The organism is Gemmiger formicilis (assembly GCF_900167555.1).
Taxonomy (GTDB): domain Bacteria; phylum Bacillota; class Clostridia; order Oscillospirales; family Ruminococcaceae; genus Gemmiger; species Gemmiger formicilis.
In genome coordinates, this window is record NZ_FUYF01000001.1 from 316,521 (window position 1) to 341,658 (window position 25,138).

Annotated in this window: 20 protein-coding genes; 7 read left to right on the plus strand and 13 right to left on the minus strand. The window is 61.4% G+C overall.

Going from position 1 to position 25,138, the window contains the following annotated elements:
- Positions 1-33: 33 nt before the first annotated feature.
- The 4 genes from B5D32_RS01475 to rbr all read right to left on the minus strand — a co-directional run bounded on the left by B5D32_RS01475 (position 34) and on the right by rbr (position 2,679).
- Positions 34-408, minus strand: a complete 375-nt coding sequence (locus B5D32_RS01475) for a FeoB-associated Cys-rich membrane protein (RefSeq protein ID WP_078783303.1) — start codon at positions 406-408, stop codon at positions 34-36.
- Positions 409-737: 329 nt separating this feature from the next.
- A complete protein-coding gene (locus tag B5D32_RS01480; protein ID WP_078783304.1) occupies positions 738-1,166 on the minus strand; it encodes a flavodoxin in 429 nt (142 codons plus the stop codon).
- A gap of 37 nt (positions 1,167-1,203) precedes the next feature.
- Entirely contained in the window at positions 1,204-1,794 is a 591-nt protein-coding gene (locus B5D32_RS01485) for a DUF3793 family protein (RefSeq protein ID WP_078783305.1), read from the minus strand.
- Positions 1,795-2,136: 342 nt separating this feature from the next.
- A complete protein-coding gene (gene rbr / locus B5D32_RS01490; RefSeq protein ID WP_265104960.1) occupies positions 2,137-2,679 on the minus strand; it encodes a rubrerythrin in 543 nt (180 codons plus the stop codon).
- 186 nt (positions 2,680-2,865) lie between these two features.
- On the opposite strand from rbr, the gene B5D32_RS01495 reads away from it, so the two are divergent.
- From B5D32_RS01495 to B5D32_RS01510, 4 genes are all read left to right on the plus strand, one after another.
- A complete protein-coding gene (locus B5D32_RS01495) occupies positions 2,866-3,240 on the plus strand; it encodes a Fur family transcriptional regulator (RefSeq protein ID WP_078783307.1) in 375 nt (124 codons plus the stop codon).
- 11 nt (positions 3,241-3,251) lie between these two features.
- The gene (locus tag B5D32_RS01500; protein WP_078783308.1) at positions 3,252-4,325 is read left to right on the plus strand and encodes an acyltransferase family protein; all 1,074 of its coding nucleotides are present in this window, start codon (positions 3,252-3,254) and stop codon (positions 4,323-4,325) included.
- 166 nt (positions 4,326-4,491) lie between these two features.
- Positions 4,492-4,977, plus strand: coding sequence for an RNA polymerase sigma factor (locus tag B5D32_RS01505; RefSeq protein WP_078783309.1), 486 nt, complete (start codon positions 4,492-4,494; stop codon positions 4,975-4,977).
- Positions 4,967-5,977, plus strand: a complete 1,011-nt coding sequence (locus B5D32_RS01510) for a hypothetical protein (protein ID WP_078783310.1) — start codon at positions 4,967-4,969, stop codon at positions 5,975-5,977. The genes B5D32_RS01505 and B5D32_RS01510 overlap by 11 nt, the downstream gene beginning before the upstream one ends.
- Before the next feature lie 232 nt (positions 5,978-6,209).
- On the opposite strand, the gene B5D32_RS01515 is transcribed toward B5D32_RS01510, so the two are convergent.
- The 3 genes from B5D32_RS01515 to B5D32_RS01525 all read right to left on the minus strand — a co-directional run bounded on the left by B5D32_RS01515 (position 6,210) and on the right by B5D32_RS01525 (position 12,217).
- Positions 6,210-7,565, minus strand: a complete 1,356-nt coding sequence (locus B5D32_RS01515) for a citrate/2-methylcitrate synthase (RefSeq protein ID WP_078783311.1) — start codon at positions 7,563-7,565, stop codon at positions 6,210-6,212.
- 277 nt (positions 7,566-7,842) lie between these two features.
- A complete protein-coding gene (gene pulA, locus B5D32_RS01520) occupies positions 7,843-9,774 on the minus strand; it encodes a type I pullulanase (RefSeq protein WP_078783312.1) in 1,932 nt (643 codons plus the stop codon).
- A 181-nt stretch (positions 9,775-9,955) separates the two neighbouring features.
- The gene (locus B5D32_RS01525; RefSeq protein WP_078783313.1) at positions 9,956-12,217 is read right to left on the minus strand and encodes a glycogen/starch/alpha-glucan phosphorylase; all 2,262 of its coding nucleotides are present in this window, start codon (positions 12,215-12,217) and stop codon (positions 9,956-9,958) included.
- Positions 12,218-12,341: 124 nt separating this feature from the next.
- Between B5D32_RS01525 and B5D32_RS01530 the strand changes: the two genes are divergently transcribed.
- Entirely contained in the window at positions 12,342-13,202 is an 861-nt protein-coding gene (locus B5D32_RS01530; protein ID WP_078783314.1) for an AraC family transcriptional regulator, read from the plus strand.
- Between the two features lie 146 nt (positions 13,203-13,348).
- On the opposite strand, the gene B5D32_RS01535 is transcribed toward B5D32_RS01530, so the two are convergent.
- From B5D32_RS01535 to B5D32_RS01560, 6 genes are all read right to left on the minus strand, one after another.
- Entirely contained in the window at positions 13,349-14,074 is a 726-nt protein-coding gene (locus B5D32_RS01535; protein WP_078783315.1) for a YggS family pyridoxal phosphate-dependent enzyme, read from the minus strand.
- On the minus strand, positions 14,071-14,628 hold the full coding sequence (locus tag B5D32_RS01540) for a TIGR01440 family protein (protein ID WP_078783316.1): 558 nt from the start codon (positions 14,626-14,628) through the stop codon (positions 14,071-14,073). Before B5D32_RS01540 ends, B5D32_RS01535 begins: the two co-directional genes overlap by 4 nt.
- Before the next feature lie 212 nt (positions 14,629-14,840).
- Complete coding sequence (locus B5D32_RS01545) at positions 14,841-16,652, minus strand: ABC transporter ATP-binding protein (RefSeq protein ID WP_078783317.1); 1,812 nt, start codon at positions 16,650-16,652, stop codon at positions 14,841-14,843.
- A gap of 1 nt (position 16,653) precedes the next feature.
- Entirely contained in the window at positions 16,654-18,855 is a 2,202-nt protein-coding gene (locus tag B5D32_RS01550; protein WP_078783318.1) for an ABC transporter ATP-binding protein, read from the minus strand.
- Positions 18,839-19,345 carry a MarR family winged helix-turn-helix transcriptional regulator gene (locus tag B5D32_RS01555; RefSeq protein WP_078783319.1) on the minus strand — a complete coding sequence of 169 codons (507 nt, stop codon included), beginning with the start codon at positions 19,343-19,345 and terminating at the stop codon, positions 18,839-18,841. Before B5D32_RS01555 ends, B5D32_RS01550 begins: the two co-directional genes overlap by 17 nt.
- Positions 19,346-19,479: 134 nt before the next feature.
- Complete coding sequence (locus tag B5D32_RS01560) at positions 19,480-20,973, minus strand: glycoside hydrolase family 28 protein (RefSeq protein ID WP_078783320.1); 1,494 nt, start codon at positions 20,971-20,973, stop codon at positions 19,480-19,482.
- A gap of 466 nt (positions 20,974-21,439) precedes the next feature.
- Between B5D32_RS01560 and B5D32_RS01565 the strand changes: the two genes are divergently transcribed.
- Entirely contained in the window at positions 21,440-23,539 is a 2,100-nt protein-coding gene (locus B5D32_RS01565; RefSeq protein WP_078783321.1) for an ATP-dependent helicase, read from the plus strand.
- Between the two features lie 205 nt (positions 23,540-23,744).
- Positions 23,745-24,740 (plus strand): asparaginase, encoded by a 996-nt coding sequence (locus B5D32_RS01570; RefSeq protein WP_078783322.1) that lies wholly within the window; start codon positions 23,745-23,747, stop codon positions 24,738-24,740.
- The last annotated feature ends 398 nt before the right edge of the window (positions 24,741-25,138 follow it).

Here is a 25,138-nt window from a genome sequence, read left to right on the forward strand (position 1 = left end):
TAGTGCGGTAGAGGCCGGGACATACCCGAAAAATCATACCTTTTCCTTCGTGCGCAGCGGCAGGTAGCCTGCGTCGCGGATGGCCTTGCGGATGACCTCCTCGTCGGCGTCGGCCTTCGTCCAGACCGTCACGTGCCGGGCGCTCAGGTTCACCTCGGCCAGTGTGTCGGGCAGGGTGTTCAATGCGTTTTCCACATGGCGCTGGCAGTTCTGGCAGGTCATGCCGTCCACGCCCATGACGAGGCGGTGCGGATAGTGGCTCTTGTTGGTGTCCGCCGCCCTGACCTTTTTAGCGGGGGCGTCATGCTCACCGCAGCAGCCGCCGCCGTGGCGCAGATGGTGGATAAAGCTGTAGATGCCGTAGCCGACGGCAGCCACCAGAATCAGAACAATAATGACGTTTGCCATAAAAGCCTCCTGGTTAGTGATTTCTAATTTGACTTAGAATATACTAACTTCTGTTTCGCCTTTTGTCAAGCAGTATCTTTTTTGATACTGCCCTGTAGGGGCCGCACATGTGCGGCCCGCGGCTGTACGGAGGCTGCGCACCGGCGGGAAGGCCGCGGAGGGGTCAAGACCCCTCCCTACGGACTTTCGGACACGGGTGCTTTGTAGGGAGCGGTCTTGACCGCTCCGGGACTGTACGGAACCGGGCAATTACGGGAAGGCTGCGGGCCGCACAAACAAAGAAGGAGGGGCATCGCTGCCCCTCCCGGTATGGATGGATATGGAGAAAATCAGGCATTGGCCAGAGCGGTGCCAAGGGCTGCGCAGGCAGCCTCGGCGTCGCCGTCGGGGGAGCCGTTGGCCATGACAGGCTCAACGACCAGACGGGCACCGGCGGCCTCGGCGTCCTCGGCCCAGGTGCGGATCCACTCTCCGTCACCCCAGCCGTAGGAGCCGAACAGGCCAACGGGTTTGCCGCTCAGAGAGCCGCGCAGATCCTGGTACATCGGCTCGAACTCGCTCTCCTCCAGCTGCTCGGCGCCCATGGCGGGGCAGCCCAGCGCAAAGCCGGTGTAGTCGCCGGCGGAGGAAACGTTGAACTCGGAGGCGGTGAACTTGTCAACAGAAGCGCCGGCGGCGGTAGCTGCGTTGGCGACCAAATCGGCCATGGCCTCGGTGTTGCCGGTGCCGCTCCAATAGATAACTGCGATCTTGCTCATAAATAACTACTCCTTTTATAATTTTTATGGTGCATCGTCAGGCGGCCACTGTCAGCCGCCTGATCGGGGTGCCGTTGTAATAGCAGCGGGCGTAGATGCGCTCGCACTTTTTATAGCGGTCAAACTCTGCCTGCGCAGCGGTGGGGTCGGTGTAGACCTTCCAATAGCCACACGCGGTAAAGTTTTTGCCGCGGTTTTGGATGAACCCGATGACATCCGCCAGCGGGTAGCCCAGAAAAACGCCGATCTCATGCGGGAAATCTCCCTCGCAGCAGAGCCTTTCGGCCAGCTGGTCCAGCAGCTCGTCTGCGGTGCCGGGGGTGTAGCCCTCCCCTGCCAGAAAGTCCAGCATGTGCGGCGCTGCCAACAGCCTGGCCACACGGGCCGGGCGGTATACATAGACCAGCACAGCCCCGGTGCGCGGGCACTGCCTAAGCACCCGCACCGTGACCCCGCGGGGCGACAGCGCGGCGTGCCAGGCGGCGGCCATGGCGGCGGCATCCTGCCCGGGCGCGGGCTGGTAGCGGAACAGGCTGGCAGGCTTGAGCCCCGCCAGTGTGGGGGCGCATAGGGTGGCCAGGTCGCAGGCGAAGCTGCGCGGGCTGGGGATGACACGCGATTGCTGCATGAGACGACTCCTTACCTCTACAATGGTTAGTGTCTGCTAACCATCAGTCCCATAAAACCGCCCGGCACGGGGAGAGAACCGCACCGGGCGGGCTATGGTTGTTCCGAAGGTCGGATACTTGCTGCGGTTAGCCTTAACTAACGCTAACAATATAGCATGTCACACACGAACTGTCAAGGGGTTAAGCAAAAAAAGGGAGGAGATGGGAGAGAGGAGTGAGGAGATTGCGCTGCGGTAAAGCTCTTAACGGACTTTTCGCATTATGCGCGTGCATCTGTTACCGCTCAATGTGCAGGAACGGATGTTATCTCCTCTCTCCTATCTCCTCACTCCTCTCTAAACTTAATAGTTGCTGCTCTTCAGCTCAAAATAGCTCTGCGGATGTGCGCACACCGGGCACTTAACCGGCGCGTGCTGACCGATATAGACGAACCCGCAGTTGCGGCACTGCCAGACCTGCTCGGTCTCGCGGGCATAGACTTTGCCCGCCTCAATGTTGGCGGCCAGCGCTTTGTAGCGCTCCTCGTGGTCCTTCTCGATCGCGGCGACCATCGTGAACAGCGCGGCGATCTGGGTAAAGCCCTCCGCCTTCGCCTCGGCGGCCATGCGCGGGTACATCGAGGTGTGCTCCTCGTTCTCGCCCGCGGCGGCCATCTTCAGGCAGGTCAGCGTGTCGGGGATCTCGCCGTTTTCCATCAACAGCTTAAACCAGATCTTGGCGTGCTCCTTCTCGTTGTTGGCGGTCTCGGTGAAGATGGCGCTGATCTGCTCATAGCCCTCCTTCTTGGCCTTGGACGCGAAATAGGTGTATTTGTTCCGGGCCTGGCTCTCACCTGCGAAAGCCTCCCACAGGTTTTTCTCGGTCTTGCTGCCTCTGAGTTCCATAATGAATACCTCCGTTTAAATAGGAATGAGTCTTAATATGACTTTATTATAGCATACAAACAGCCCCTGTCAAGTAAAATTTCGGAATGGAATCTTGGCGATTTTGTACAGACGGTTGACAAAGCATACATTTTAGTGTACTATCTGAATAAGATATATTCTTAAATCAGAAAAGGAGGTCTGCCCATGACCCGCCAACGCGCCCTGATTTTGGGTATCATGCGTGAAAAATGCCCGGAGCATCTGACCGCTGACGAAATTTTCAGCCATGCGCGGCAGGCCATGCCGCACATTGCGCGCGGCACTGTGTACCGCAATCTGAAATTGATGGAGCTGGACGGTGAGATCGGTCATCTGGAAATGCCCGACGGCCCGGACCGCTACGACGCCAACCCGACCCCCCACGGCCACCTGCTGTGTGACAGCTGCGGCGACCTGGCCGACCTGCCGGTGGTGGGGCTGATCCGCGACATTGAGTCCGCCATCGGTACCGAGGTACGCGGCTACACGCTGACGATCCGCTACATCTGCCCGAAATGCCGCGCCAAAAACGCGCAGTGAGGTTCTGATTTATGGCAAAACAGCGTGACCCTGTAATAGATAGTATGCGCGGCATCGGCATTGTGCTTATGGTGCTGGGGCATTCGGGCTTTCCCGGAACGGACTTCATCTACCTGTTCCACATGGCCCTGTTTTTTATGCTGAGCGGCTGGCTTTTCAGCCTGCGCGGCGGGCCGGTGCACTTTATCAAGCGCAAAGCCGTCACGCTCTGGCTGCCCTTTGTGCTGGCAAACACCGCCTTTACCGTGCTGAACAACCTGTTTTTACAGCTGAATATTTTGACGAGTGATGAGCGCATTTTGCAGGTTCCCGGCAATGCCGTCACAACGCCCGTGACGGTGAAGGATGTGATTGGCCGCACCGTACACTGGTGCGTGTTTGACGGCGGCACCCAGCTGGGCGGCGCGATGTGGTTCATCCAAGCACTGTTTCAAGTATCTATTCTGTACGCTTTGGTGGAATTTATTCTGCAAAGGCTGCTGCATGGTGCCGATACGCTGCTGCCGCAGGGACTTTTTTCCGGCGTGCTGCTGTGGGTGGGCTGGCGCTGCGGGCTGGCCGGATGGAACGTGTGGGGGCTGGGCATTGCGGCCAGCTGCTACTGCCTGTTCTACCTGGGCACGGTCCTGCGGCGCACGACGCGGGAAAGCATACCGACGTACCAGCGCTGTATTTTTGCCGCGGCGGCCTTTGCGGTGCTGCTGATTCTGGAGCGGCTCGGCTCTGTGGGTCTGGCGGGCAATGGATACAGCAGCCCGATTTTCCTGCTGGTTGCCAGCCTGGCGGGCTGGGTGCTGGTGCGGGAGGCCGCGTGCCTGACCGCTCCCCTGCCCTGTGTCCGGGCGGCGCTGGCCTATCTGGGCCGTGCGACGATGCCGATTGTGATTTTGCACTTTTTGAGCTTCAAGCTCGTGACCTGGCTTGGCCTGCTGGCCACAGGCGGAGAGCCGTATCTTCTGGCCGCATTCCCGATTTACTTTACGGGCGGTGCCTGGTGGCTTGCCTACACCGCCGCGGGCCTGGTTCTGCCGCTGGCAGCAAATGCGGTGTACAAGAAAATAAAAAATACTGTCTTAGCGCATTGATGTAAAAAAAGAGCCCCGCGGGGCTCTTTTTTCTTGTCTCCCTCTGCGAGACAGACTCCCCCGATACGGGGGAGGTGGCGCTTGCGCCAGAGGGGCCAAGAAAATGCTTGATTTGTGACACATTCCTGCTCCCGTCGGCGTTATAAGGGTGAAAGGAGGCGAGCCGATGCAAAACGAACAGGATTTAGAAAAGCTCGTACATGCCCATACCGCTGCACTGCTGCGGTACTGCACCGGCCTGCTGGGGTGCGAGGCCGACGCACAGGATGCTGTGCAGAAAACCTTCATCAAGGCGTGGCAGCAGCGCCACACGCTGCGCCATGACGGCACCGACAACGAGCGCGCGTGGCTCTACCGCATCGCCTACCGCACCTCGCTGGACATGCTGCGGGCAACCAAACGCGCGGCGGCCTACCCCACCCCGGAGCCGTTGGAGCAGGACCCCGGCATCAGCGAAGAGCTGCGCGCGGCGCTGAACACGCTGGCCCCGCTGGATCGGGCCCTGATCTTAGAGCGTGTGCTGGACGGGCTGGATTACGCCGCACTGGCGTGCATTCACGGACGGCCCGCCGCCTATCTGCGCACACGCTACCACCGCGCCAAAAAGCAGCTGGCGCAGCGATTGAAGGAGGGGGAGCACTATGAAGTATGACCGCGAAGAAGCGTATTTGCACGAAAAGCTGACCGGCGGCCTGCACCCGGCAGGCGTTGACCTATGGCCCGCCGTGGCTGAGCACCTGCCCGACGCGCCCCCCGCACGGCACCCGCGCTGGAAGCTGGCAATCTGCCTGGCCGCGCCGCTGCTGATTGCCGCTGGAGTGCTGGCAGGCACGGCAGAGTTCACGAACCTGCGCGAAAACCCGCGCCCGTCCTTTGCGCCGGAGGCCAACACCGGGTACGCCATCACGTATGAGCGGCAGTATTTTGCGCTGGATGAGGATTTGCTGGCGGGAATGGTGGCAAACCATAATGGGGAGATGTCAGACGATGGCTGGCTGCCGATGAACGCCAACATAAACGGCCAGCTGCACCCCACCGACGCGGACTACGCCGATTGGTACGCCCGGGCTGCACGCGGGTACGACAGCTGGGGGGAAATGACCGCCGCGACTGGTCTGCCGCTGGCGCAGAACACGCTGCTGGATGAGGGAGATACAAGCACTTTCCCGTCGATTGCCATGTATCCGTCCGGCATGATCGACATACCGGATGAATATGACGATGGCATGCCTTATACGCCGAAATTTCAGGAATATCCCGCCGGATTTATCCCCATCGGGCGCAGCGATACACCGGACAAGCTCTACCTACGCACGGGTGTGCTTTTGGATGGCTACAATGTAGAAATCATGGCAGTTGCCTATCTTGGGGATGCGCCCAAGGAGATGGCAACGGATTTGTATTGGCAAAAAAGTGCCGGGTTGACGTGGCAATGTGAAAGCTACCCCATGGCCAACGGCAACACCGCGCTGATCCCCCACTGTACAAGCAACCCGAACTCGAGGCCCTACATCCAGTCCAGAGCCTACTTTGCGCAGGACGGCATTTTGTACCAAGTCTATTGCCGTCCCTATACGGATAGCCTTTGTTACAGTGCCTCGCAGGAGAACATCTGGGCAGAACTGAAGGTGGTTTTGGACGGATTTACGTAACCTGTTGTAGGGGGCGGCGTCCCCGACGCCCCGCGGATGCCGTACACGTCCCGGGAGGGATAAATCCCTCCCCTACGCCCCCTTTTCCGGGAGAATGTAGGGCGGGGTGCCCTCACCCCGCCGCGGAGGGGGCAAGACTCTGCCCTGCAAAGCAGCCTCAAAAGGGGCTTTATAACCAAAAAGAGAGAAGAACCTTCGCCCTGTGCGAAAATTCTTCTCTCTTTTTTCTCTTTTATCTCTCCTCCAGCGGCACATACTCCCTTGTTTGCATGATGCTCTGGTAGGCCGGGCGGATGATCTTATCCACGTTGACAAGCTCCTCCATGCGGTGGGCGGACCAGCCGACGATACGCGCAACCGCAAAGATCGGGGTGTACAGCTCCACCGGGATGCCCAGCATGTCATATACAAAGCCGGAGTAGAAGTCCACGTTCGTCGAGACGCCCTTATAAATATGGCGCTTCTCGGCAATGACCTGCGGGGCCAGCCGCTCGATCGTGTTGTAATACTCAAAGTCGCGGCTGCGGCCCTTGGCGTCGGCCAGCTGGTGGACAAAGCTCTTGAACACCACCGCGCGCGGGTCGCTCAGCGAGTAGACCGCATGGCCCATGCCGTAGATCAGGCCCTTCTGGTCGAACGCCTGGCGGTCCACAATGCGGCCCAGATAATCAGCCATGGCCTCCTCGTCCAGCGGGTCGGCGACGTGGGCGCGGATGTCGTCCATCATCTGCATGACCTTGATGTTCGCGCCGCCGTGCTTGGGGCCCTTCAGGCTGGAAAGCGCCGCCGCAATGACGGAGTAGGTGTCCGACCCGGACGAGGTGACGACGCGGGTCGTGAAGGTCGAGTTGTTTCCGCCGCCGTGCTCCATGTGCAGCAGCAGGGCAATGTCCAGCACGTGGGCCTCGAGGTCGGTGTACTTCTGGTCTGGACGCAGCATCTTCAGCAGGTTTTCCGCCGTGGACAGGCTCGGGTCTGGACGGTGGATGTACATGCTGCCGCCGCACTCATAGTAATTGTAGGCGTGGTAGCCGTAGACCGCCAGCATCGGGAAAACGCTGATGAGCTTGATGCACTGTTCCAGCTGGGTCTGCAGGTCGGTCTTGCCGATGTCGTCATCGTAGCTGGCCAGCGTCAGCACGCTGCGGGTCAGCGAGTTCATCAGGTCGTGACTGGGGGCCTTCATGATGACGTCGCGCACAAAGTTTGTCGGCAGGTCGCGGCATTTGGCAAGGCAGGTGGTGAAGCTCTCGAGCTGCTCTTTGTTCGGCAGGTCGCCGAGCAGCAGCAGATAGGCCGCGCCCTCAAACGCATAGCGCTTGCCGCGCAGACCGCGGATCAGGTCATAGACATTGTAGCCGCGGTACCAGAGCTTGCCCTCGCAGGGAACCTTCTGGCCGTCGCGCTCCTCAAAGGCGTCGATGCGGGAAATATTCGTGATGCCCGCCAGCACGCCCTTGCCGTTTTTGTCGCGCAGGCCGCGCTTGATGTCGTATTGGGCAAACAGCGTGGGATCAATGCGGTTGTTGGTGACACATTCCTCGGTAAAAATGCGGGCTTCCTTTTCAATGGCTGCGTAGTCGCTCATGGTGACGGCCTCCCTTTCCCTTTTCTGTCCGTGTGTGGTAAACACTTTGTAGCAGCGGCGGGCTATTCTACAAATCGTATAACGTATAAGTCTATTATACACGGAAATTGGACAGTCTGTCAAACAAAGTTTTTGTGAACAAAATGACAAGGTTGTAGGGGCGGCGTCCTCGACGCCCCGCGGAGGGGTCAAGACCCCTCCCTACAAGGCCACAATAAAAGGGGCGACAAACAAAAAGGGAGAGGCTCTCCCTCTCCCATGAAACGTGATTATACTTTTACTCCGCCACCAGCACCGTCACGCTCGTCGGGGCCAGCTCCAACGCATCCCGGAAACAGGGACCGAAGGGGGTCACACCGGCGTGGACGCCGTCGCTTACTTTGCGCCAGGTACCGGCGGGCAGGCTGGCCCACTGGCGGGTGCGCTCGGGGTTGTAGTAGACGGCCAGCTGACCCGCCGTGGCCGTGCCGTCGTTCTCCGGCACAAAGCCGATGAGCCAGCCCGGCAGCGCCAGAATAAACGGCTCCGGCTCCCCTGCCGCGCCGCTCAGCCGCGGATAGGCGCGGCGGATGGCCAGCATGCCGCGGTAAAACGCCGTCAGCGCGGCAAACTCCGGGCGGTGGGCGCGGGTCCAGTCCAGCCGGTTCGTGGCCAGCGGCCCCTTGTAGCTGTTGTGGTCGCCGTACTTGGTGCGGCCCCACTCCTCGCCCGCCTGCATAAAGGGCAGACCCTGGCAGGTCAGGTAGATGCCCGCCGTCATGCGGTTCTGTGCCAGCAAATCGGCGTCGGGGCAGTCGTAATCGCCGCGGCGGCCCACGGCGGCCAGTTTGTCCCAGAGCGTGTAGTTGTCATGGGCGGAGACGTACTGCACGACCTGCCCGGCGCGCTTGGGCCGGAAGCCGTGTGCGCCGCTGCGCCACGCACTGATCGAGTGCAGCACATCGTAGCCATGCTGCGGTGCGCCGTTGACATAGCCCGCGTTGGCCGCGTCAAAGACGTTGCCCTTGATGCAGTCCCGCGTGTCATCGCAGAAAAATCCGATGCGTTCATGCAGCGCGTCGAGGGCGCGCTTGTCGGCGGGGCGTGCGCCGCCTTCAAGGTTCGTGCCGCCGCCCATCCAGGGCTCGCCGTACAGTAAAATGCTCTCGCCGCCGGGCAGACTGTCCAGCGCGGCGCGGATGGCGTTCATCGTGTCCACGTCTTCCAGCGCCATCAGGTCAAAGCGGAAACCGTCGATGTGGTAGGCTGTGGCCCAGTACAGCACCGACTCGACCACGTATTTGCGCACCATCGGGCGCTCGCTGGCCAGGTCACAGCCGCAGCCGGAGCCGTTGGTCATCATGCCGTTGGGCCAGCGGCGGTTCCAGTAGCCGGGCACGGTGCGCTCCAGATTGCTCTCGCCGTGGTAGGTGTGGTTGTAGACGACGTCCATCACGACGCCCAGCCCCGCGCGGTGCAGCGCGGCGACCATGGCGCGGCACTCCTTGACGCGCACCTCGCCGTGGAACGGGTCGGTGGCAAAGCTGCCCTCGGGCACGTTGTAGTTCTGCGGGTCGTAGCCCCAGTTGTAGCCGCCGTCGGGGCGAGACTCGTCCACCGTGGCGTAGTCGTAGATGGGCTGTAATTGCACATGGCTGATGCCCAGATTTTTCAGATAGTTCAGGCAGGTCGGGTGTTCGCCGTCGTTGTCCAGCGTGGTGTCATCGGGCGTGAAGCCCATGAACTTGCCGCGCCACTCCGGGCGCACACCGCTGTGCCCGTCAGCGGAAAAGTCCGCCACATGCACCTCCCACACGCTGCGGGCGTGGGCCGGGATGTCGGGGCGCCGGTCCTGCTCCCAGCCGTCGGGGGCGGCCTGTGTCAGGTCCACCACCATGCCGCGGGTGCCGTTGGCCCCGGCGCTGCGGGCGTAGGGGTCCACGACCTCATGCACGCGGCCATCCGGGAAGTAGATGCGGTAGATGTAATACGTCCCGTGCAGGTTGCCGGGCAGCACAATGGCCCAGACGCCGCCATCGCCGCGGCGCATTTCGTGTACGCCCAGCTCTTTCGCGCCCGGCTCGGCGTCGGTGCCGGTGGCATACAGGCAGACCACGACCCCGCAGGCAGTGGGAGCCCACAGCTTGAAGGTGGTTTCCTCCGCCGTTGGATTTGCGCCGAGGTCGCTGCCGTGGTAATAGGGCAGCTCACAGGCCTGATGCCAGTTCATGAGTGATCGCTCCTTACAAATAGTCTGCATTTATTGTAGCAGGTAGAGCGACAGTTTGCAAGGGAAACGTTTCAACGCCCAGCGGAGACCTCTGCATCCGGTATCCCATGTAAAGAAGCCATACACAAGCAAAAATCCCCTGCCCGTGCGGACAGGGGATGCAGTTGCTTATAGAGGTGGATCACTCGCCCAGATGCCAGATGTCCTTGTTGTACTCGGCAATCGTGCGGTCACTGCTGAACAGGCCGGCCTTGGCAATGTTGATGACGCACTTCTTGCGCCAGCCCAGCGGGTCGCAGGCGTAGTCGCTCAGGGCCTGACCCTTGCGCACCACATAGGCGTTGAAGTCGGGCAGCGTCTGGAACCAGTCCTTCCAGACCAGCTCGTCGTGCAGGCGGCGCAGGTTTTCCGCATGCCCGGCGGCCAGCATCTCCGGCCCGACGAGGAAATCGACGGCGCGGCGGATGTTGGGGTCACCCTCCACCCACTGGCTGGCCTGATAGTCGCCCATCTCATAGCGGTGGATGACCTGGTCGGACGTCTGGCCGAAGATATAGATGTTCTCATCGCCGACCTGCTGACAGATCTCGACGTTCGCACCGTCCATCGTGCCCAGCGTCAGCGCACCGTTGAGCATGAACTTCATGTTGCCGGTGCCGGACGCCTCCTTGGAGGCCAGCGAGATCTGCTCCGACAGGTCGCAGGCGGGGATGAGCTTCTCAGCGGCGGTGACGTTGTAGTTTTCCACAAAGACAACTTGCAGATACTTCGACACGACCGGGTCCGCCGCAATGACCTTAGACAGGGTCAGCAGGGCGTGGATGATGTCCTTGGCAATCGTGTACGCCGGGGCGGCCTTGGCACCGAAGATGCTGACCAGCGGCGTGGCGGGCAGATGCCCGGCCTTGATCTCATGATACTGGTGGATCAGGTAGAGCAGGTTCAGCTGCTGGCGCTTGTACTCATGCAGGCGCTTGGACTGGATGTCGAACATGGCATCCGGGTCAACGGTGATGCCCTGCGTGCGGTGCAGCCAGTCGGCCAGAGCGCGCTTGTTCTGCGCCTTGACGGCGGAGAACTGCTGCAAAATATCGACATTTTCCGTGTAGGGCAGCAGTTTTTCAAGCTCGGTGGCGTCCTTGCGGAAGCCGGAACCGATGAGCTTTTCGATCTCGGCGGTCAGTGCCGGGTCGCACTCCAGCAGCCAGCGGCGGAAGGTGATGCCGTTGGTCTTGTTGTTGAATTTTTCGGGGTAGAGCTGGTAAAAGCCGTGCAGCTCGCTGTTTTTCAGGATTTCGGTGTGCAGATAGGCAACGCCGTTCGTCGAGTGGGTGAAGTGGATGTCCATGTGGGCCATGTGAACGCGGTCGTCCCCGTCGATGATGGCCAGACTCTCGTCGGTGGTGCGGGTGCGGGCCAGCGTGTCGAGCTTTTCAATGATGGGCATGAGCTGCGGCACGACGGCGTCCAGATAGGTGCGGGGCCACTTTTCGAGCGCCTCGGCCAGAATGGTGTGGTTCGTGTAGGCACAGGTCTTTGTGACGATCTCGACGGCCTCGTCAAAGTCGATGCCCTTCTCCCCCAGCAGGCGGATCAGCTCGGGGATAACCATGCTGGGGTGGGTGTCGTTGATCTGGATGGCGGCGTAGTCGGCCAGATCGTGGTAATCACAGCCGCGGGCGGCACACTCGGCCAGAATCAGCTGGGCCCCGGCGGAAACCATCAGGTACTGCTGGTAGACGCGCAGACGGCGTCCGGCCTCGTCGGAGTCATCGGGATACAGGAAAAGCGTCAGGTTTTTGTCGATGTCGGTCTTGTCGAACGTGATGCCGTCGTGGACGATGCTCTCATCAATGGTGTCGAGATCGAACAGATTCAGCGTGTTCGTGCGGCCCTCGTAGCCCGTGACGGCCAGCTTGTACAGACGGGCGTTGTAGGTCTTGCCGGCCAGCTCGACGGGATAGACCGTATCCGTTTTTTCCGCCCAGGAGTGGGCGGTCAGCCACGGGTCGGGCAGCTCGTTCTGGACGCCGTCCTTGAAGGACTGGTGGAACAGGCCGAAGTGATACCGCAGGCCGACACCGTCGCCGGGCAGGTTCAGCGTGGCGAGGGAGTCAAGGAAACAGGCGGCCAGACGGCCCAGCCCGCCGTTGCCAAGGCTTGGCTCCGGCTCGACCTCCTCAATATCGGACAGATTTTTCCCGGCAGCGGCCAGCGCGGCGCGGGTGTCGTCGTACAGCCCTAAATTGATAAGGTTGTTGGACAGCAGCTTGCCGATCAGAAACTCGGCGCTGATATAGTAGAGCTTGCGGCCCGTGACGGGACGGACGCGGGCGGCGCTCTGTTCGCGGACGATGTCCAGCAGGGCCAGATAGATTTCCTGATCCGTGCAGGCGGTCAGGGGCTTGTTGGTTCTGGCTTCCATCGCAGCAGTCATATTCATAAGAGGTTCCCTCCATTCGTGTATGGGCTTCTTGGGTACAACTTGGTTATACCACACAAAACGTGCATCTGACTTGCAAAATACCCGCAACTTATGGTACAATACTATCATGCGAGGTGAAAATATGGCGAAACAAGAGCGTTTACGCGAAGCAAAGCAACACGGGGCCGCGTGGTTCCCGTTCAACATCTACCCGTGCACGATCCCGAAGGACTTCCCGCAGGTGGCACTGCACTGGCAAGACAGTATGGAGCTGGTCTTTGTCAAAAAAGGGCGCGGCATCGTGCAGGCCGGGCTGACGACCTACACGGCACAGGCGGGCGACATTTACGTGTTTGCCCCCGGCGTGCTGCACGCCCTGCGCCAGCTGCACGGTGAGGCAATGGAATATGAGAACATCATCTTTGAGCTGGAGCTGCTGGGCGGCGCCGGTGACATCTGTGCAGAGAAGTACCTGCTGCCGCTGCAGAGCGGACGTCTGGCTCTGCCCATGCGCCTTGGCCCGGAAGACTGGGGCTACAACTGGGCGGTGCGGTGCCTGCACGCGGCGGAGGAATTCAACAAGATCAAAGACGTGGGGTATGAACTCTGTATAAAGGGCGAGCTGCTGCTGTTTCTGGCGGCGCTGGTGGGCCGCGCCGGAGACCTGCCCCCTGCCGATACCCCCGATACCCGGCGGCTGAAAACCGTGGTGCAGCTTGTGAATGAGGGCTACGCGGGGGCGCTGCATGTGACCGACGCAGCGGCGGCCTGCGGATGCAGCCCCAGCCATTTTATGCGCTGGTTCAAGAAAATGACCGGCCAGGGCTTTACCGAATACCTGAACGAGCAACGCCTGAACGCCGCCGCCGATGCCCTGCGCAGCGGCAGCGACACCGTGCTGGCGATTGCGGAGCAATGCGGGTTTGAGAATTTGTCCTACTTCAACCGTCTGTTCAAAAAGCGGTACGGGATGACGCCGCGGGAATACAGGGGGAGAAAATAAAAAAGCCTTCCCCCGAGGGGGAAGGTGGCCCGAAGGGCCGGATGAGGGGCGAGTCTGCGGCGAAATCCCGTGAACGGGTGGCTGCGGAAGCTTTGCCCTCATCCGTCCGCTTCGCGGACAGCTTCCCCCGAGGGGGAAGCCTGAAATTATGCCTTTTTGCTGTAATCCCGTGCGCCGTAAATCGCCGTGCCGACACGGACGATGGTCGCGCCCTCGGCGATGGCGGCGGCGTAGTCGTGGCTCATGCCCATGGACAGAATGTCCATCTGTGCCCGGTCATAGTGCCGGGCGTCGGCTCTGGCCAAAAGCTCCCGCATCTGTGCAAAAAAGCGGCGGGTCTCGGTGTCGTCGGCGTCGGCGGGCGGGATCGCCATCAGGCCGCGCAGACGGATGTGCTCCCTGGCGGCGGCAGCCTCCAAAAGCGGGAACAGGCTGTCGGCGTCCACGCCGCTCTTGCTGGCCTCCTCGCCGATGTTGATCTCGACGAGGATGTCCTGCACCAGCCCCAGACGGGCCGCGGCGGCATCAATCTTATCCAAAAGGCGCGTGCTGTCCACGCTCTGGATCAGCGCGGCGCGGCCTACGACCTTGTTGACCTTGTTCGTCTGTAAATGCCCGATGAAGTGCCCGGGCTTGCCGTTGTAGGCGTTCGCGTCGGTCTTTTCGACCAGCTCCTGCACATGGTTTTCACCGAACAGGTCAATGGGCAGGCCGGCGCTGTAGCGCACCTCCTCCACCGTGCGGGTCTTGCAGGCGGCGCAAAGGCGCACCTCTGCCGGGTCGCGGCCTGCGGCCTTGGCGGCAGCGGCCATCGTCTCACGGATCTTCGCGACGGCCTCGGCCATCTGCTGCTTCTGGGCTTCGGGAATCATCGCACTTCCTCCTGACTGTAAACGGCGCGGGAACCGCCGATGAACGGCGGACGGGTGCGGGCGCAGAGCAGAATTGCCTGCCCGATGTGGTCCATCGACAAGCGCACCGGCACAGCCACGCGGCGCAGGTGCATACCGATCAGCGTACCGCCGATGTCCATGCCCGCGGCGGCCCTGACCTCCTCCACAAGGACGGGGTCGTTAAAGCGCTGCCAGCAGTTCGTGGCCCAGCTGCCGCCCGCGTGGGGCTGCGGAATGGCCGAGACGATCTGATAGCCGTTGGCTTTCGCGGCCTCGCGCTCAATGACGATAGAACGGTTCAGATGCTCACAGCACTGGGCGGCCAGATAGACGCCCTGCTCCTGCAATGGCGGCAGCACGCCCGCCAGCACGGCAGCGGCAGCCTCCATGCTGGAATCCTTGCCGATGCGCCCGCCCATGATCTCGCTGCTGGAGCAGCCGACCACAAAAATATCCCCGGTCTCGAGATGCGCAGCCTGCAGCAGTTCTTCCGTAGCCTGCCGCGCCTGCGCCGTAAGTTTTGCATAATCCACAGGTAATGCCCCCTTTGGTTACTATTATAGCAGGGGTGTCAATAAAAGAAAAGCCTTCCCCCGCGGGGGAAGGTGGCCCGCAGGGTCGGATGAGGGCGACCCTGCGGATACTGCTCATAAATGGGTGGCTGCGGGAGCTTTGCCCTCATCAGTCCGCTTCGCGGACAGCTTCCCCCGCGGGGGAAGCCTTAGAACCAACCTGCGTCAATTTGTCAAGCCGTCACATCCTCAAACTGACTGTTGTACAAATCGGCATAGAACCCGCCGGCTTCGATCAGCTCGTCGTGGGTGCCCTGCTCGACAATGTCGCCCTCGCGCATGACCAGGATCAAATCGGCATCGCGGATGGTGGACAGGCGGTGCGCAATGACGAAGCTCGTGCGGCCCTGCATCAGGCGGTCCATAGCCGTCTGGATGCGCTGCTCGGTGCGGGTGTCAACGCTCGATGTCGCCTCATCGAGGATCAGGATGCGGTTGTCCGCCAAAATCGTGCGGGCAATCGTCAAAAGCTGCTTCTGGCCCTGGCTGACGTTGGAGGCGTCTTCGTTCAGCTCCATCTGGTAGCCGCCGGGCAGCGTGCGGATAAAGTGGTCGGCGTTTGCAGCCTTCGCGGCGGCAATGACCTCCTCGTCCGTGGCATCCAGACGGCCATAGCGGATGTTCTCCATGATCGTGCCCTTGAACAGCCAGGTATCCTGCAGCACCATCCCGAAGCCCTCGCGCAGGTCGCTGCGGTCAAAGTCCCTGACGTTGTGGCCGTTCAGCAAAATTTCGCCGGAATCCACATCATAGAACCGCATGAGCAGCTTGACCATTGTGGTCTTGCCCGCGCCGGTGGGGCCGACGATGGCGACCTTCTGGCCGGGCTTGACATTGCAGCTGAAATTGTGGATGACGGTCTTTTCCGGCGTGTAGCCGAACTTTACATGGTCAAATGTGACCTGACCGTCGATGCAGGCGGGGTCGGCGCGGCGGGCGGGGTCGGCCAGCTGGTCCTCCTCGGGCTCGTTCAAAAATTCAAAGACGCGCTCGGCGGCGGCGGTCATGCTTTGCAGCATGTTGGACACCTGCGCCAGCTGCTGGATAGGCTGGGTGAAGTTCTTGACGTACTGGATGAACGCCTGAATATCGCCGATGGTGATGGCGCCCGCTGCGGCAAAAATGCTGCCGACGATGGCAACGGCCACATAGCCCAGGTTGCCCACAAAGTTCATGATGGGCTGCATCAGGCCGGACAAAAACTGCGATTTCCACGCGGATTCGTACAGCTTATCGTTTGCGGCGTTGAAGTCGTCCAGCACGGCGGCCTCGCGGTTGAACGCCTTGATGACGTTGTGGCCGGAGTAGACCTCCTCGACCTGACCGTTGACAACGCCCAGTGTCGCCTGCTGCGCCTTGAAATACTTCTGGCTGAACTTGACGACCACCAGCACCAGCGCCAGCGAGACCGGCAGGATCAGTAGGGCGATCAGCGTCATTTTAGGGCTGATGGACAGCATCATGATGAGCACGCCGACCATCGTCGCAACGCTGGTGATCAGCTGGGTCACGCTCTGGTTCAGGCTCTGGCCCAGCGTATCCACGTCGTTTGTAATGCGGGACAGCACCTCGCCGACGGTGCGCTTTTCAAAGTAGGCCAGCGGCAGGCGGTTGATCTTTTTGCTGATCTGGTCGCGGAAGTCGTAGCAGACCTTCTGCGACAGGCCGGACATGAGCCAGCCCTGAATGAAGCTGAACGCCGCGGACAGCAGGTACATGCCCAGCAGGAACAGCAGCACCTTGCCGATGTAGGCAAAGTCGATGCCGCCCACGCCGCGCAGCTTGGCGATCCAGCCGGTGGCCAGCGCCGTGGTGGCCTTGGCCAGGATCTTCGGCCCTGCAATGTTGAAAATGGTTGACAGAACAGCAAAAACAATGACGACGACCAGCGACAGCTTATACTTGCTCATGGCGGCCAGCAGCTGGCGCAGCGTGCCCTTGAAGTCCTTGGCGCGCTCCGTCGTCATGCGTCCGGGTCTTGGCATATCACTCACCCTCCTTCTGCAAATTCAGTTCCTTCTGGCTCAGCTGGCTGCGCGCAATTTCCTGATACGCGGGGCAGCTTTCCATCAGCTGGGCATGGGTGCCCTTGCCGACGAGGCGCCCCTCATCCAGCACCAGGATCTGGTTCGCGTGCAGCACGGTGGAGATGCGCTGCGCCACAATAATGACCGTGGCGTTGTCGGTTTTAGCCTTCAGCGCACGGCGCAGCGCCACGTCGGTCTTGTAGTCCAGCGCCGAGAAGCTGTCGTCAAACAGATAGATCTGCGGGTGCTTGGCAATGGCGCGGGCAATCGAAAGGCGCTGCTTCTGCCCGCCGGAGACGTTGCTGCCGCCCTGGGCAATCGGGCTGTCGAAGCCCTCGGGCTTGGCGGAGATGAACTCCGTGGCTTGAGCGATCTCGGCGGCCTGCTCTGCGTCGGCGTCGGTGATGTGGTCGCCGCCGAACTTCAGGTTGGATGTGATCGTGCCGCTGAACAGCACGCCCTTCTGCGGTACATAGCCCAGCTCGTCGTGCAGCTGTGCCTGGGTCATGTCGCGCACGTCAACGCCGTCAATCGTCACGCTGCCCTCGGTCACATCGTAGAAGCGCGGGATCAGGTTGAGCAGCGTAGATTTGCCGCAGCCCGTGGAGCCGATGATGGCCGTTGTCTCGCCGGGTCTGGCCGTGAAGCTGATGTGCTCGAGCGCGTCCTCGTCGGAGCCGGGATAGCGGAAGCTGACGTCATGGAACGCCACAACGCCGTGGGTGCCGTCCGCGGGCAGTGCCTTGGGCGCATCGGGGTCATGGATGGTCGAGGGGGTCTTGATGACCTCGTCAATGCGGTCCGCAGCCACACCGGCGCGGGGCAGCATGACGGCGACCATCGAGAGCATGAGGAACGACATGACAATCTGCATCGTGTAGGTGATGAACGCGATCATCTCACCCACCTGCATGTTGCCCAGATCCATCGCCTTGCCGCCGAACCAGACGATGAGAAGGCTTGTGCCGTTCATGATGAGCGTCATAAACGGCATCATGGCGACCATCGTGCGGTTGGTGAACAGCTGGGTCTTCATCAGGTCGGTGTTGGCCCTGTCAAAGCGCTTTTCCTCAAATTCCTCGCGGCTGAACGCGCGGATGGGCATAATGCCGGTCAGGATTTCGCGGCTGACAAGGTTCAGCCGGTCCACCAAAACTTGCATCTGCTTGAATTTCGGCATGGCTACGTTCATCAAAACGGCGATGAGCGCCAGCAGTGCGGCCACGGCCACAAAGATGATCCATTCCAGCCCCGTGTTGCCGCTGGCAACGTGCATAATGCCGCCAATGCCCAAAATGGGCGCGTAGGCTACCATGCGCAGCAGGATCACGCAGACGAACTGCACCTGCTGGATGTCGTTCGTGGTGCGGGTAATCAGCGAAGCAGTGGAAAATTTTTCGATTTCGGCGTTGGAGTAGCCGACGACGGTCCTGAACACGTCGCGGCGCAGGTCACGGCCAATGGCGGCGGAGACGCGGGACGCGATAAAGCCTACGGCGACGGCCACGGCAACCATGAGCAGCGTTAAAGCCAGCATCTGGCCGCCCGTGCGCAGCAGATAGGACATTTGCACGTCATGGGCAATGCCCTGAGCGTCATATTCCAGCGCGACGAGCAGCATGGCTTGGCTGGACAGGCTGTCGGCGACGGTCTCGTCCAGCTGGGCGAGACCGTCCGTCAGTTGGCTCTGCAGCATTTCCCGTGCGCCGGGGGCCTGGGACGCGGCGGCCAGCTGCGTGGCGACGGCGTCGAGGTCATAGGCCGTGGGGACCACGGTGTCGGTGGCACCGGCGGCAGTGGCGGCATTCTTCGCCGCGGCCATGTACAGCACAACGTCCGGCGTTGTGAACGCATTTTCCAGCGCGGCGGTGTCCGCGTCCGGGTTCAGTGTGCGCATACCGTCCGCATCGGGGTCGGTGTAGGCTTCGTCCGCCAGTGCGGCGTCGTTCTCGGACATGAGCAGCTCGAGCGCCTGCAGCGTTGTGCTGCGGACGGTGTCGGGCACGGGGCTTTCAATGCCGCCCTGCTGGATGCCGGTGTCCACAATTTTGCTTGTGTAGTCGGGCAGGCTTAAATCGCAGTATGCCTGCACGATGAGCAGCGCAACGACGGCCAGGCAGGCCGCCCAGTGCCGCCCCAGCTGCTTAAAAATTTTCGTCATGCGGGGGTTCTCCTTTCAAATCGGTTTTCATAGCGGCGTTCTCGGCCTCGATGGCGGCGAGCAGAGCGTCCTTTACGGCGTTGGCCTGCGCCAGCTGCTCCGGGGTCAGCCGCGCCATGATGCGGGCAAAGTAGTCGTTCATGGCCTGCTCATTGGCTTTGCGGGCGCGCTCCCCTGCCGGGGTGATGCGCACCAGCGTCTTGCGGCGGTCCTTGGGGTCTGTCTCGCGGACGATGTGGCCGTCCTGCTCCATCTGACGCAGCCCGCGGGAAATCGCCGGCATAGGCTGGTGCATCTGCCGCGCAATGCCCGAGACATAGATCGCGCCGTCGCAGCCGTGCTGCTCAATGAGATTGTACAGACTTTGCAGCATGCCATAGCGGCATTTGGGCTGCCCGGCCAGTGCCATGCGCATCCCGCGCTTGGACAGTGTGTGCAGCCGCGCCGCAAAGCGGAACACCCCGCTCAGATAAGGGGCTTCAGTGCCCATCTGTGAACACCTCCTGTTAATAGTTGGCTTGTGTTAATTATTAAAACATGATAATAATACACCCTCCTGCACCGCGGTGCAAGAGGGTGTAAGGAAGTTTTAAGATTTGTTCATAAAGTGGGGAGGCTTTAGGCTTATTCCTTCACACACGCAAGATTGCTCAGCGTCACACCCTTGCACAGCCCCAGCGGCAGGGCGACGGACGGCTTGGTGATGGTAATATCCTTAAAGACAATGTCCTCGACCTCATAGCCCGGCTTGTCAAAGCCCGCGATCTCGATCGGGGCGGCATCGTGTCGGCTGCGATCATGGTCCAGTACCTCGGCGGTCAGGGTCAGCCGCTCAAAGAAGCAGTGCTCGAGCTTCGGCGGGGCACCAGCGGGCACACCGTCGTCATTGTACGGTACGCTGTGCAGCATGACGCGGGGCGTGATGCAGTCCCGCACGGTCACGCCGCGCACATAGCCGCCGCGCTTGGGTGTAGCCTTGATCTCGATGCCGGACAGCGAGTTTGCCAGATCACAGTCCCAGATCTGCACGTCCTCCACGCCGCCGCTCACCTCGCTGCCGATGCAGATGCCGTGGCCGCAGTCGCTGCGGCAGTCAAACACCCGGATATGCGCGCAGGGACGGTTGATTTCGTTGCCCTCGGGGTTTTTGCCGCTCTTGATGGCGACAGCGTCGTCCCCCGTGAAGAACTCCGACGCAAACAGCGTGCAGTTCGTCGAGGAGTCCGGGTCCCAGCCGTCGCCGTTCCAGACGCCCTCGGACACAAAGGTGCAGTGGTCGGTCTGGATGTCGTCGCAGTAGATCATGTGGACGTTCCAGGACGGGCCGCTTTTCAGCGTGATACCGCTGATCCAGACGTTCTCACAGTTGCTTAAATTGATAAGCCGCGGGCGGACGCGGCCCGGGAGCGTGTCGCTGTTCTCGCAGCTTTCGACGAGCTCCCGGTTGTCGTCCAGAAAGCTCTTGATGCGGGCACGCTCGTCCTCAATGATCTTGCGGGCCAGCTCCTGCCCGCCGCCGCAGATCGTGCCCCTGCCGCGGATGATGATATTGCGGCAGTTCGGGCCGGTCTTGTGGTTCATGTCGCCCGCGTTCAAAAGGCTTGAGTAGCAGCGCATCTCGGTGCCCTCAAACCGGCTGGGGATGCGGGGCGAATAGTCGTGAATGTTCGTTGTGCCCTGCAGGACCGCGCCCTTGGCCAGATAAATTTCCAAATCGCTGTGCAGCCGCAGTGCGCCGGTCAGGAAATCGCCCGCCGGCACGTACAGAATATCGTCCGCGCCGCAGTCGTTGATGGCCCGCTGTAAATTGTCGGTGTTCAGGATATGGCCGTCGCCCTTGCAGAAGTAGGGCGCGGCGGTAATGTCGATGCGGCGTTTTTCCCTGCCGAACTGCAGCGTGGCCGAGCCGATGCAGTAGCTGCCGCTGACCACGTCCACCCGGAAGGCACTGCCGTAGCTCAGCCCCTCTATCGTAAAATGGGTGCGGTCTGTGCGGCCAATGGCCTCGCCGTTCAGGGAGACCGTGTATTCCGCCCCGCTGGGCGCGGCGGCGGGTTTATCCCAGTACAGCACCGCGTAATCTTCGGTGCAGCGTATATTCAAATTGCCTTGTTTCATGGTGACGTCCTTTGGTTATGGGGAGTTTGCTCTTTCTTACATATTGTACCACAGTGTGCGCGTTTATCCAAGACTTGGGGGTGACAAAATACGCGGGCTGAAACGCTGCAGGTTTTTACACTTTGCAAGGTTGACATTTATAATCACATCTGCATAGTAGGGATATAGAGAAGTAGGGGCCGGGCATGCCCGGCCCGCGGCTTTGCCCATAGAACTCGTTTACGGGCGAGAGAGGAACGATACATGTTAAACCGGTTTTCACGCGCGCAATTACTGCTCGGCAAGGAGGGCATGGACCGGCTGCTTTGCTTTTGTGCGGGATGTATGGTACAATAGGAAAACACTGTAGGGACCGGGCATGCCCGGCCCGCGGCCTGCCTATAGGCGGGCGTCCCCCGTGAAGCTGCGGGCCGCACATGTGCGGCCCCTACTGCGCGGCAATTGATACTGCACGAAAGGAACTGCCATGGACAAGGCTATATTTGAAACGGCCCATCTGGCGGCCCTGAACGACCAGCAGCGCGCGGCGGTGGAGGCGGTCAACGGCCCGGTGCTGCTGCTGGCTGTGCCGGGCAGCGGCAAAACCACCGTGCTCATCACCCGGCTGGGCTATATGACCGAGGTCTGCGGCATTGCGCCGGAAGCCATCCTGACAATGACCTACACCGTCGCCGCCACGCAGGAGATGCGCACCCGGTTCGCGGCGCGGTTCGGCGGCGAATTGGCCGCACGGCTGGAGTTCCGCACCATCAACGGTGTGGCGGCGCGTATCATCGCGCTGTACAGCCGCATGTATGGCCGTACCCCGCCGGAGCTCATCCGCAATGAGAGCGAGACCACGCCGCTGCTCATGCGGCTATGGCAGGACACAAACCACGAGTACCCCGCCGAGAGCACGGTCAAGGATCTGCGCACGGCCATCACCTACATTAAAAATATGTGCCTGACCGACGCGGAATTGGACGAGCTGGAAACCGACATTGAGAATCTGCCCGACCTGTACCGCGGCTACCAGAAGGCGCTGAAGGCCGCGCACAAAATGGACTACGACGACCAGCTCTGCTTTGCGCTGCAAATCCTGCGCGGTGCGCCCGCGGTTGCGGCGGCGTTCCGCAAACGGTACAAGTATTTCTGCATCGATGAGTCGCAGGATACGTCCAAGGTACAGCATGAAATTATCCGCGTGCTGGCGCAGGAAAGCGGCAATATCTTTATGGTCGGCGACGAGGACCAGAGCATTTACGGCTTCCGTGCCGCCTACCCCCAGGCGCTTATGGACTTTGAAAAGACCTATCCCGGCGCACAGATTTTGCTGATGGAGCAGAACTATCGCTCCACAGAGCCGATTCTGGAGGCTGCCAACCGCTTTGTGGCGCGCAACCGCTATCGCCGCCCCAAGACCATCGCGCCGACGCAGGGTCCCGGCGCACCGCTGCAGATCGTCACCGTGCCGCGCCGTGCCGACCAACTGCCATTCTTGTTTGAGACGGCGCAGCACTGCGATACCGGGACGGCGGTGCTGTTCCGCAACCACGAGAGCGCACTGCCCATCATCGACTTGTGCGAGCGGCGGGGCATCCCCTACGCCTGCAAGGCAGTGGACCAGACCTTTTTTACCAACAAGATCGTCCGCGATGTGACCGATATTTTCACGCTGGCCGCACACCCCGCGGATGGGGAAACTTTTCTGCGCTGCTACTACAAATTCGGCGTGCCCGTCACCCGCGCACAGGCGCTGTTTGCCTGCAATCAGGCGCGGCAGTACGGGCAGGGCTGCTGGACGGCCCTGCTGAATGAGGACAGCATCCGTCCGCGCACCCGCGCCGCCATGGCTGACGTGGCGGACGGTCTGGCGCGTCTGCCCAAAATGGCCGCGGACGATGCGGTGCGGTTCCTGGCCGACCAGCTGGGCTACGGCAAATATCTGGACAAAAGCGGCATGGACCGCACGAAGCTGGCTGTGCTGGAAATGCTCGGCGCACAGGAGCCGACGCCGCGGCACCTGCTGCGGCGGCTGGAAAAGCTGCGCAGCATCATACAAAACCATGAGAATCCGCCCGGGTGCAGGTTTTTGCTGTCGACGATCCATTCGGCCAAGGGGCTGGAATATGACCGGGTCATTTTGTTGGATGTGCTGGACGGCATCCTGCCCGCCAAGCCGGAGCTGTGCTGCCGCACGCCCGGTGAGACACAGCAGTATGAGGAGGACCGACGGCTGTTTTACGTGGCCATGACCCGCGCGCGGCAGCAGTTGGTGCTGTTTGACTGCGCGGCGGAGCGCTCGACCTTTGTGGATGAGGTGCTGTCCGGTCTGCCCGGCCACCGCAAACGCCACGACGCCGAGCCCGCGGGCCGCCGCACACCCCCGCCCGCGGCACGCGCCCCGCTGCCGCCCGTGGATGTGGACAGCATCACCGCCGTCGGTGCCCATGTGCGGCATGCCGTCTTTGGCCCCGGCACCGTGGAAAGCGTTGCGGGACGCCGTGTGACCGTGCGCTTTACGGCAGGTCCGCGCACACTGGACGCCCAGGTCGTCGCGGAGCGGCATCTGATGTGGGCGGAATGAAAAGCTCTTGCCTCCCTCTGCGAGACAGACTCCCCCGATACGGGGGAGGTGGCGCTTGCGCCAGAAGGGGAGCGGTGGCCCGTAGGGCCGGAGGGAGAGAACTTTGCCATGACCCGAAATATTTCGGATAACCGTGAAGCTCTCTCCCCCACCGCCTGCGGGCGGAGCCCCCTCGCAGAGGGGGCCAAGGAAGTGAGGTACTTTGATGAAAAAAATTCTGCTTCTCGCCACAGGCGGGACGATTGCAAGCCGCCCTACGGCGGCGGGCGGGCTGGCCCCGGCCATCACGTCAGAGGAGCTGCTGGCCTGCGTGCCCGAGCTGGCCGACCTGTGCGAGGTCAGCGCTGTGCAGGTGTTCAACCTGGATTCGACGAACGTCGGCCCCGTGCAGTGGCAGAGCATTGTGCGCTGCATCAAAGAAAATTATGATGCCTGCGACGGCTTTGTCATCGCCCACGGCACAGACACGATGGCCTACACCGCCGCGGCGCTCAGCTACATGGTGCAGAACAGCGCGAAGCCCGTTGTGCTGACCGGCAGCCAGAAGTCCATCTACAACCGCGATACCGACGCGCGCAACAACCTCTACCGCGCGTTCGTCTACGCGGTCAGCGACGGCGCATGGGGTGTGCAGCTGGTGTTTGACAACAAGGTCATTCTGGGCACACGCGCGCGCAAGACGCGGACGCGCAGCTTCAATGCGTTTTCCAGCATCGACTACCCCGAGACCGCGGTGTTCCGCGATACGCGGCTGGTGACGTTTCTGCGCCGCCCCACGGACCAGCCGCCCGTGCGGTTCTATGAAAGGCTTGAGCCCGCCGTTTTTGTGCTGCGGCTTGTGCCGGGCATGCGGGCGGACATCATCCCGCTGCTGGCCCCGCACTACCGCGCGCTGGTGCTGGAGAGCTTCGGCGTCGGCGGCCTGCCGGGCGGGGAGCACGGCGAGATGTTCGCCGCCCTGCGCCGCTGGTGTGAGAGCGGGCGGCTGGCGGTGTTTACCACGCAGGTCCCGCACGAGGGCTGCGACCTTGCCGTCTACGAGGTGGGCCGCGCCGTCGGTGAGTTGCCCGGCGTCCTGGAGGCCCGCGACATGACCCCCGAGGCTGTCGCCGTCAAGCTGATGTGGGCGCTGGGCCAGACCGAGGACCGGGAGAAGGCGGCACGGCTGTTTGAGACGCCGATTGAATACGACATAATGTAAAGGTGAGAAGCTTTCTCCCCCGTGAGCAGGCGTTAGAAAGCAAAGGCTGCCCCGCGCATGACCGGAGCGCAGGCTTCCCATTAGCGGGCACTTGCGGGTAAGTCGTAGGGAGGGGTCTTGACCCCTCCGCAGGAGGCTTGTGGCAGTGATGCACTTTCCCAGGCAGCATACATGCGTCCCGGGGTGGTCTGCGGCTGCCGCAAACGTCCCGGAGGGGTCAAGACCCCTCCCTACGGGCTAGCAAAACAGACGTATCATCGTAATTCAACAAAACTTATTACATATTTTGTGAACAAACATTACATAACATGTAAACATTAGCACTCTACTATTGACAGTGCTAATGTTCGGTGCTATTATAGAGGCGTTCCAAGGGAAAGAGGAACGGAAGAACCGAA

What these genes read in the sequence shown, in the direction of transcription:
- B5D32_RS01550 (WP_078783318.1), bottom strand. Translation starts at nt 18,855, where the DNA reads ATGACGAAAATTTTTAAGCAGCTGGGGCGGCACTGGGCGGCCTGCCTG.
- B5D32_RS01530 (WP_078783314.1), top strand. Translation starts at nt 12,342, where the DNA reads ATGGCGAAACAAGAGCGTTTACGCGAAGCAAAGCAACACGGGGCCGCG.
- B5D32_RS01545 (WP_078783317.1), bottom strand. Translation starts at nt 16,652, where the DNA reads ATGCCAAGACCCGGACGCATGACGACGGAGCGCGCCAAGGACTTCAAG.
- B5D32_RS01500 (WP_078783308.1), top strand. Translation starts at nt 3,252, where the DNA reads ATGGCAAAACAGCGTGACCCTGTAATAGATAGTATGCGCGGCATCGGC.
- B5D32_RS01570 (WP_078783322.1), top strand. Translation starts at nt 23,745, where the DNA reads ATGAAAAAAATTCTGCTTCTCGCCACAGGCGGGACGATTGCAAGCCGC.
- B5D32_RS01495 (WP_078783307.1), top strand. Translation starts at nt 2,866, where the DNA reads ATGACCCGCCAACGCGCCCTGATTTTGGGTATCATGCGTGAAAAATGC.
- rbr (WP_265104960.1), bottom strand. Translation starts at nt 2,679, where the DNA reads ATGGAACTCAGAGGCAGCAAGACCGAGAAAAACCTGTGGGAGGCTTTC.
- B5D32_RS01515 (WP_078783311.1), bottom strand. Translation starts at nt 7,565, where the DNA reads ATGAGCGACTACGCAGCCATTGAAAAGGAAGCCCGCATTTTTACCGAG.
- B5D32_RS01475 (WP_078783303.1), bottom strand. Translation starts at nt 408, where the DNA reads ATGGCAAACGTCATTATTGTTCTGATTCTGGTGGCTGCCGTCGGCTAC.
- B5D32_RS01565 (WP_078783321.1), top strand. Translation starts at nt 21,440, where the DNA reads ATGGACAAGGCTATATTTGAAACGGCCCATCTGGCGGCCCTGAACGAC.
- B5D32_RS01535 (WP_078783315.1), bottom strand. Translation starts at nt 14,074, where the DNA reads ATGATTCCCGAAGCCCAGAAGCAGCAGATGGCCGAGGCCGTCGCGAAG.
- B5D32_RS01555 (WP_078783319.1), bottom strand. Translation starts at nt 19,345, where the DNA reads ATGGGCACTGAAGCCCCTTATCTGAGCGGGGTGTTCCGCTTTGCGGCG.
- B5D32_RS01525 (WP_078783313.1), bottom strand. Translation starts at nt 12,217, where the DNA reads ATGAATATGACTGCTGCGATGGAAGCCAGAACCAACAAGCCCCTGACC.
- pulA (WP_078783312.1), bottom strand. Translation starts at nt 9,774, where the DNA reads ATGAACTGGCATCAGGCCTGTGAGCTGCCCTATTACCACGGCAGCGAC.
- B5D32_RS01560 (WP_078783320.1), bottom strand. Translation starts at nt 20,973, where the DNA reads ATGAAACAAGGCAATTTGAATATACGCTGCACCGAAGATTACGCGGTG.
- B5D32_RS01505 (WP_078783309.1), top strand. Translation starts at nt 4,492, where the DNA reads ATGCAAAACGAACAGGATTTAGAAAAGCTCGTACATGCCCATACCGCT.
- B5D32_RS01485 (WP_078783305.1), bottom strand. Translation starts at nt 1,794, where the DNA reads ATGCAGCAATCGCGTGTCATCCCCAGCCCGCGCAGCTTCGCCTGCGAC.
- B5D32_RS01480 (WP_078783304.1), bottom strand. Translation starts at nt 1,166, where the DNA reads ATGAGCAAGATCGCAGTTATCTATTGGAGCGGCACCGGCAACACCGAG.
- B5D32_RS01510 (WP_078783310.1), top strand. Translation starts at nt 4,967, where the DNA reads ATGAAGTATGACCGCGAAGAAGCGTATTTGCACGAAAAGCTGACCGGC.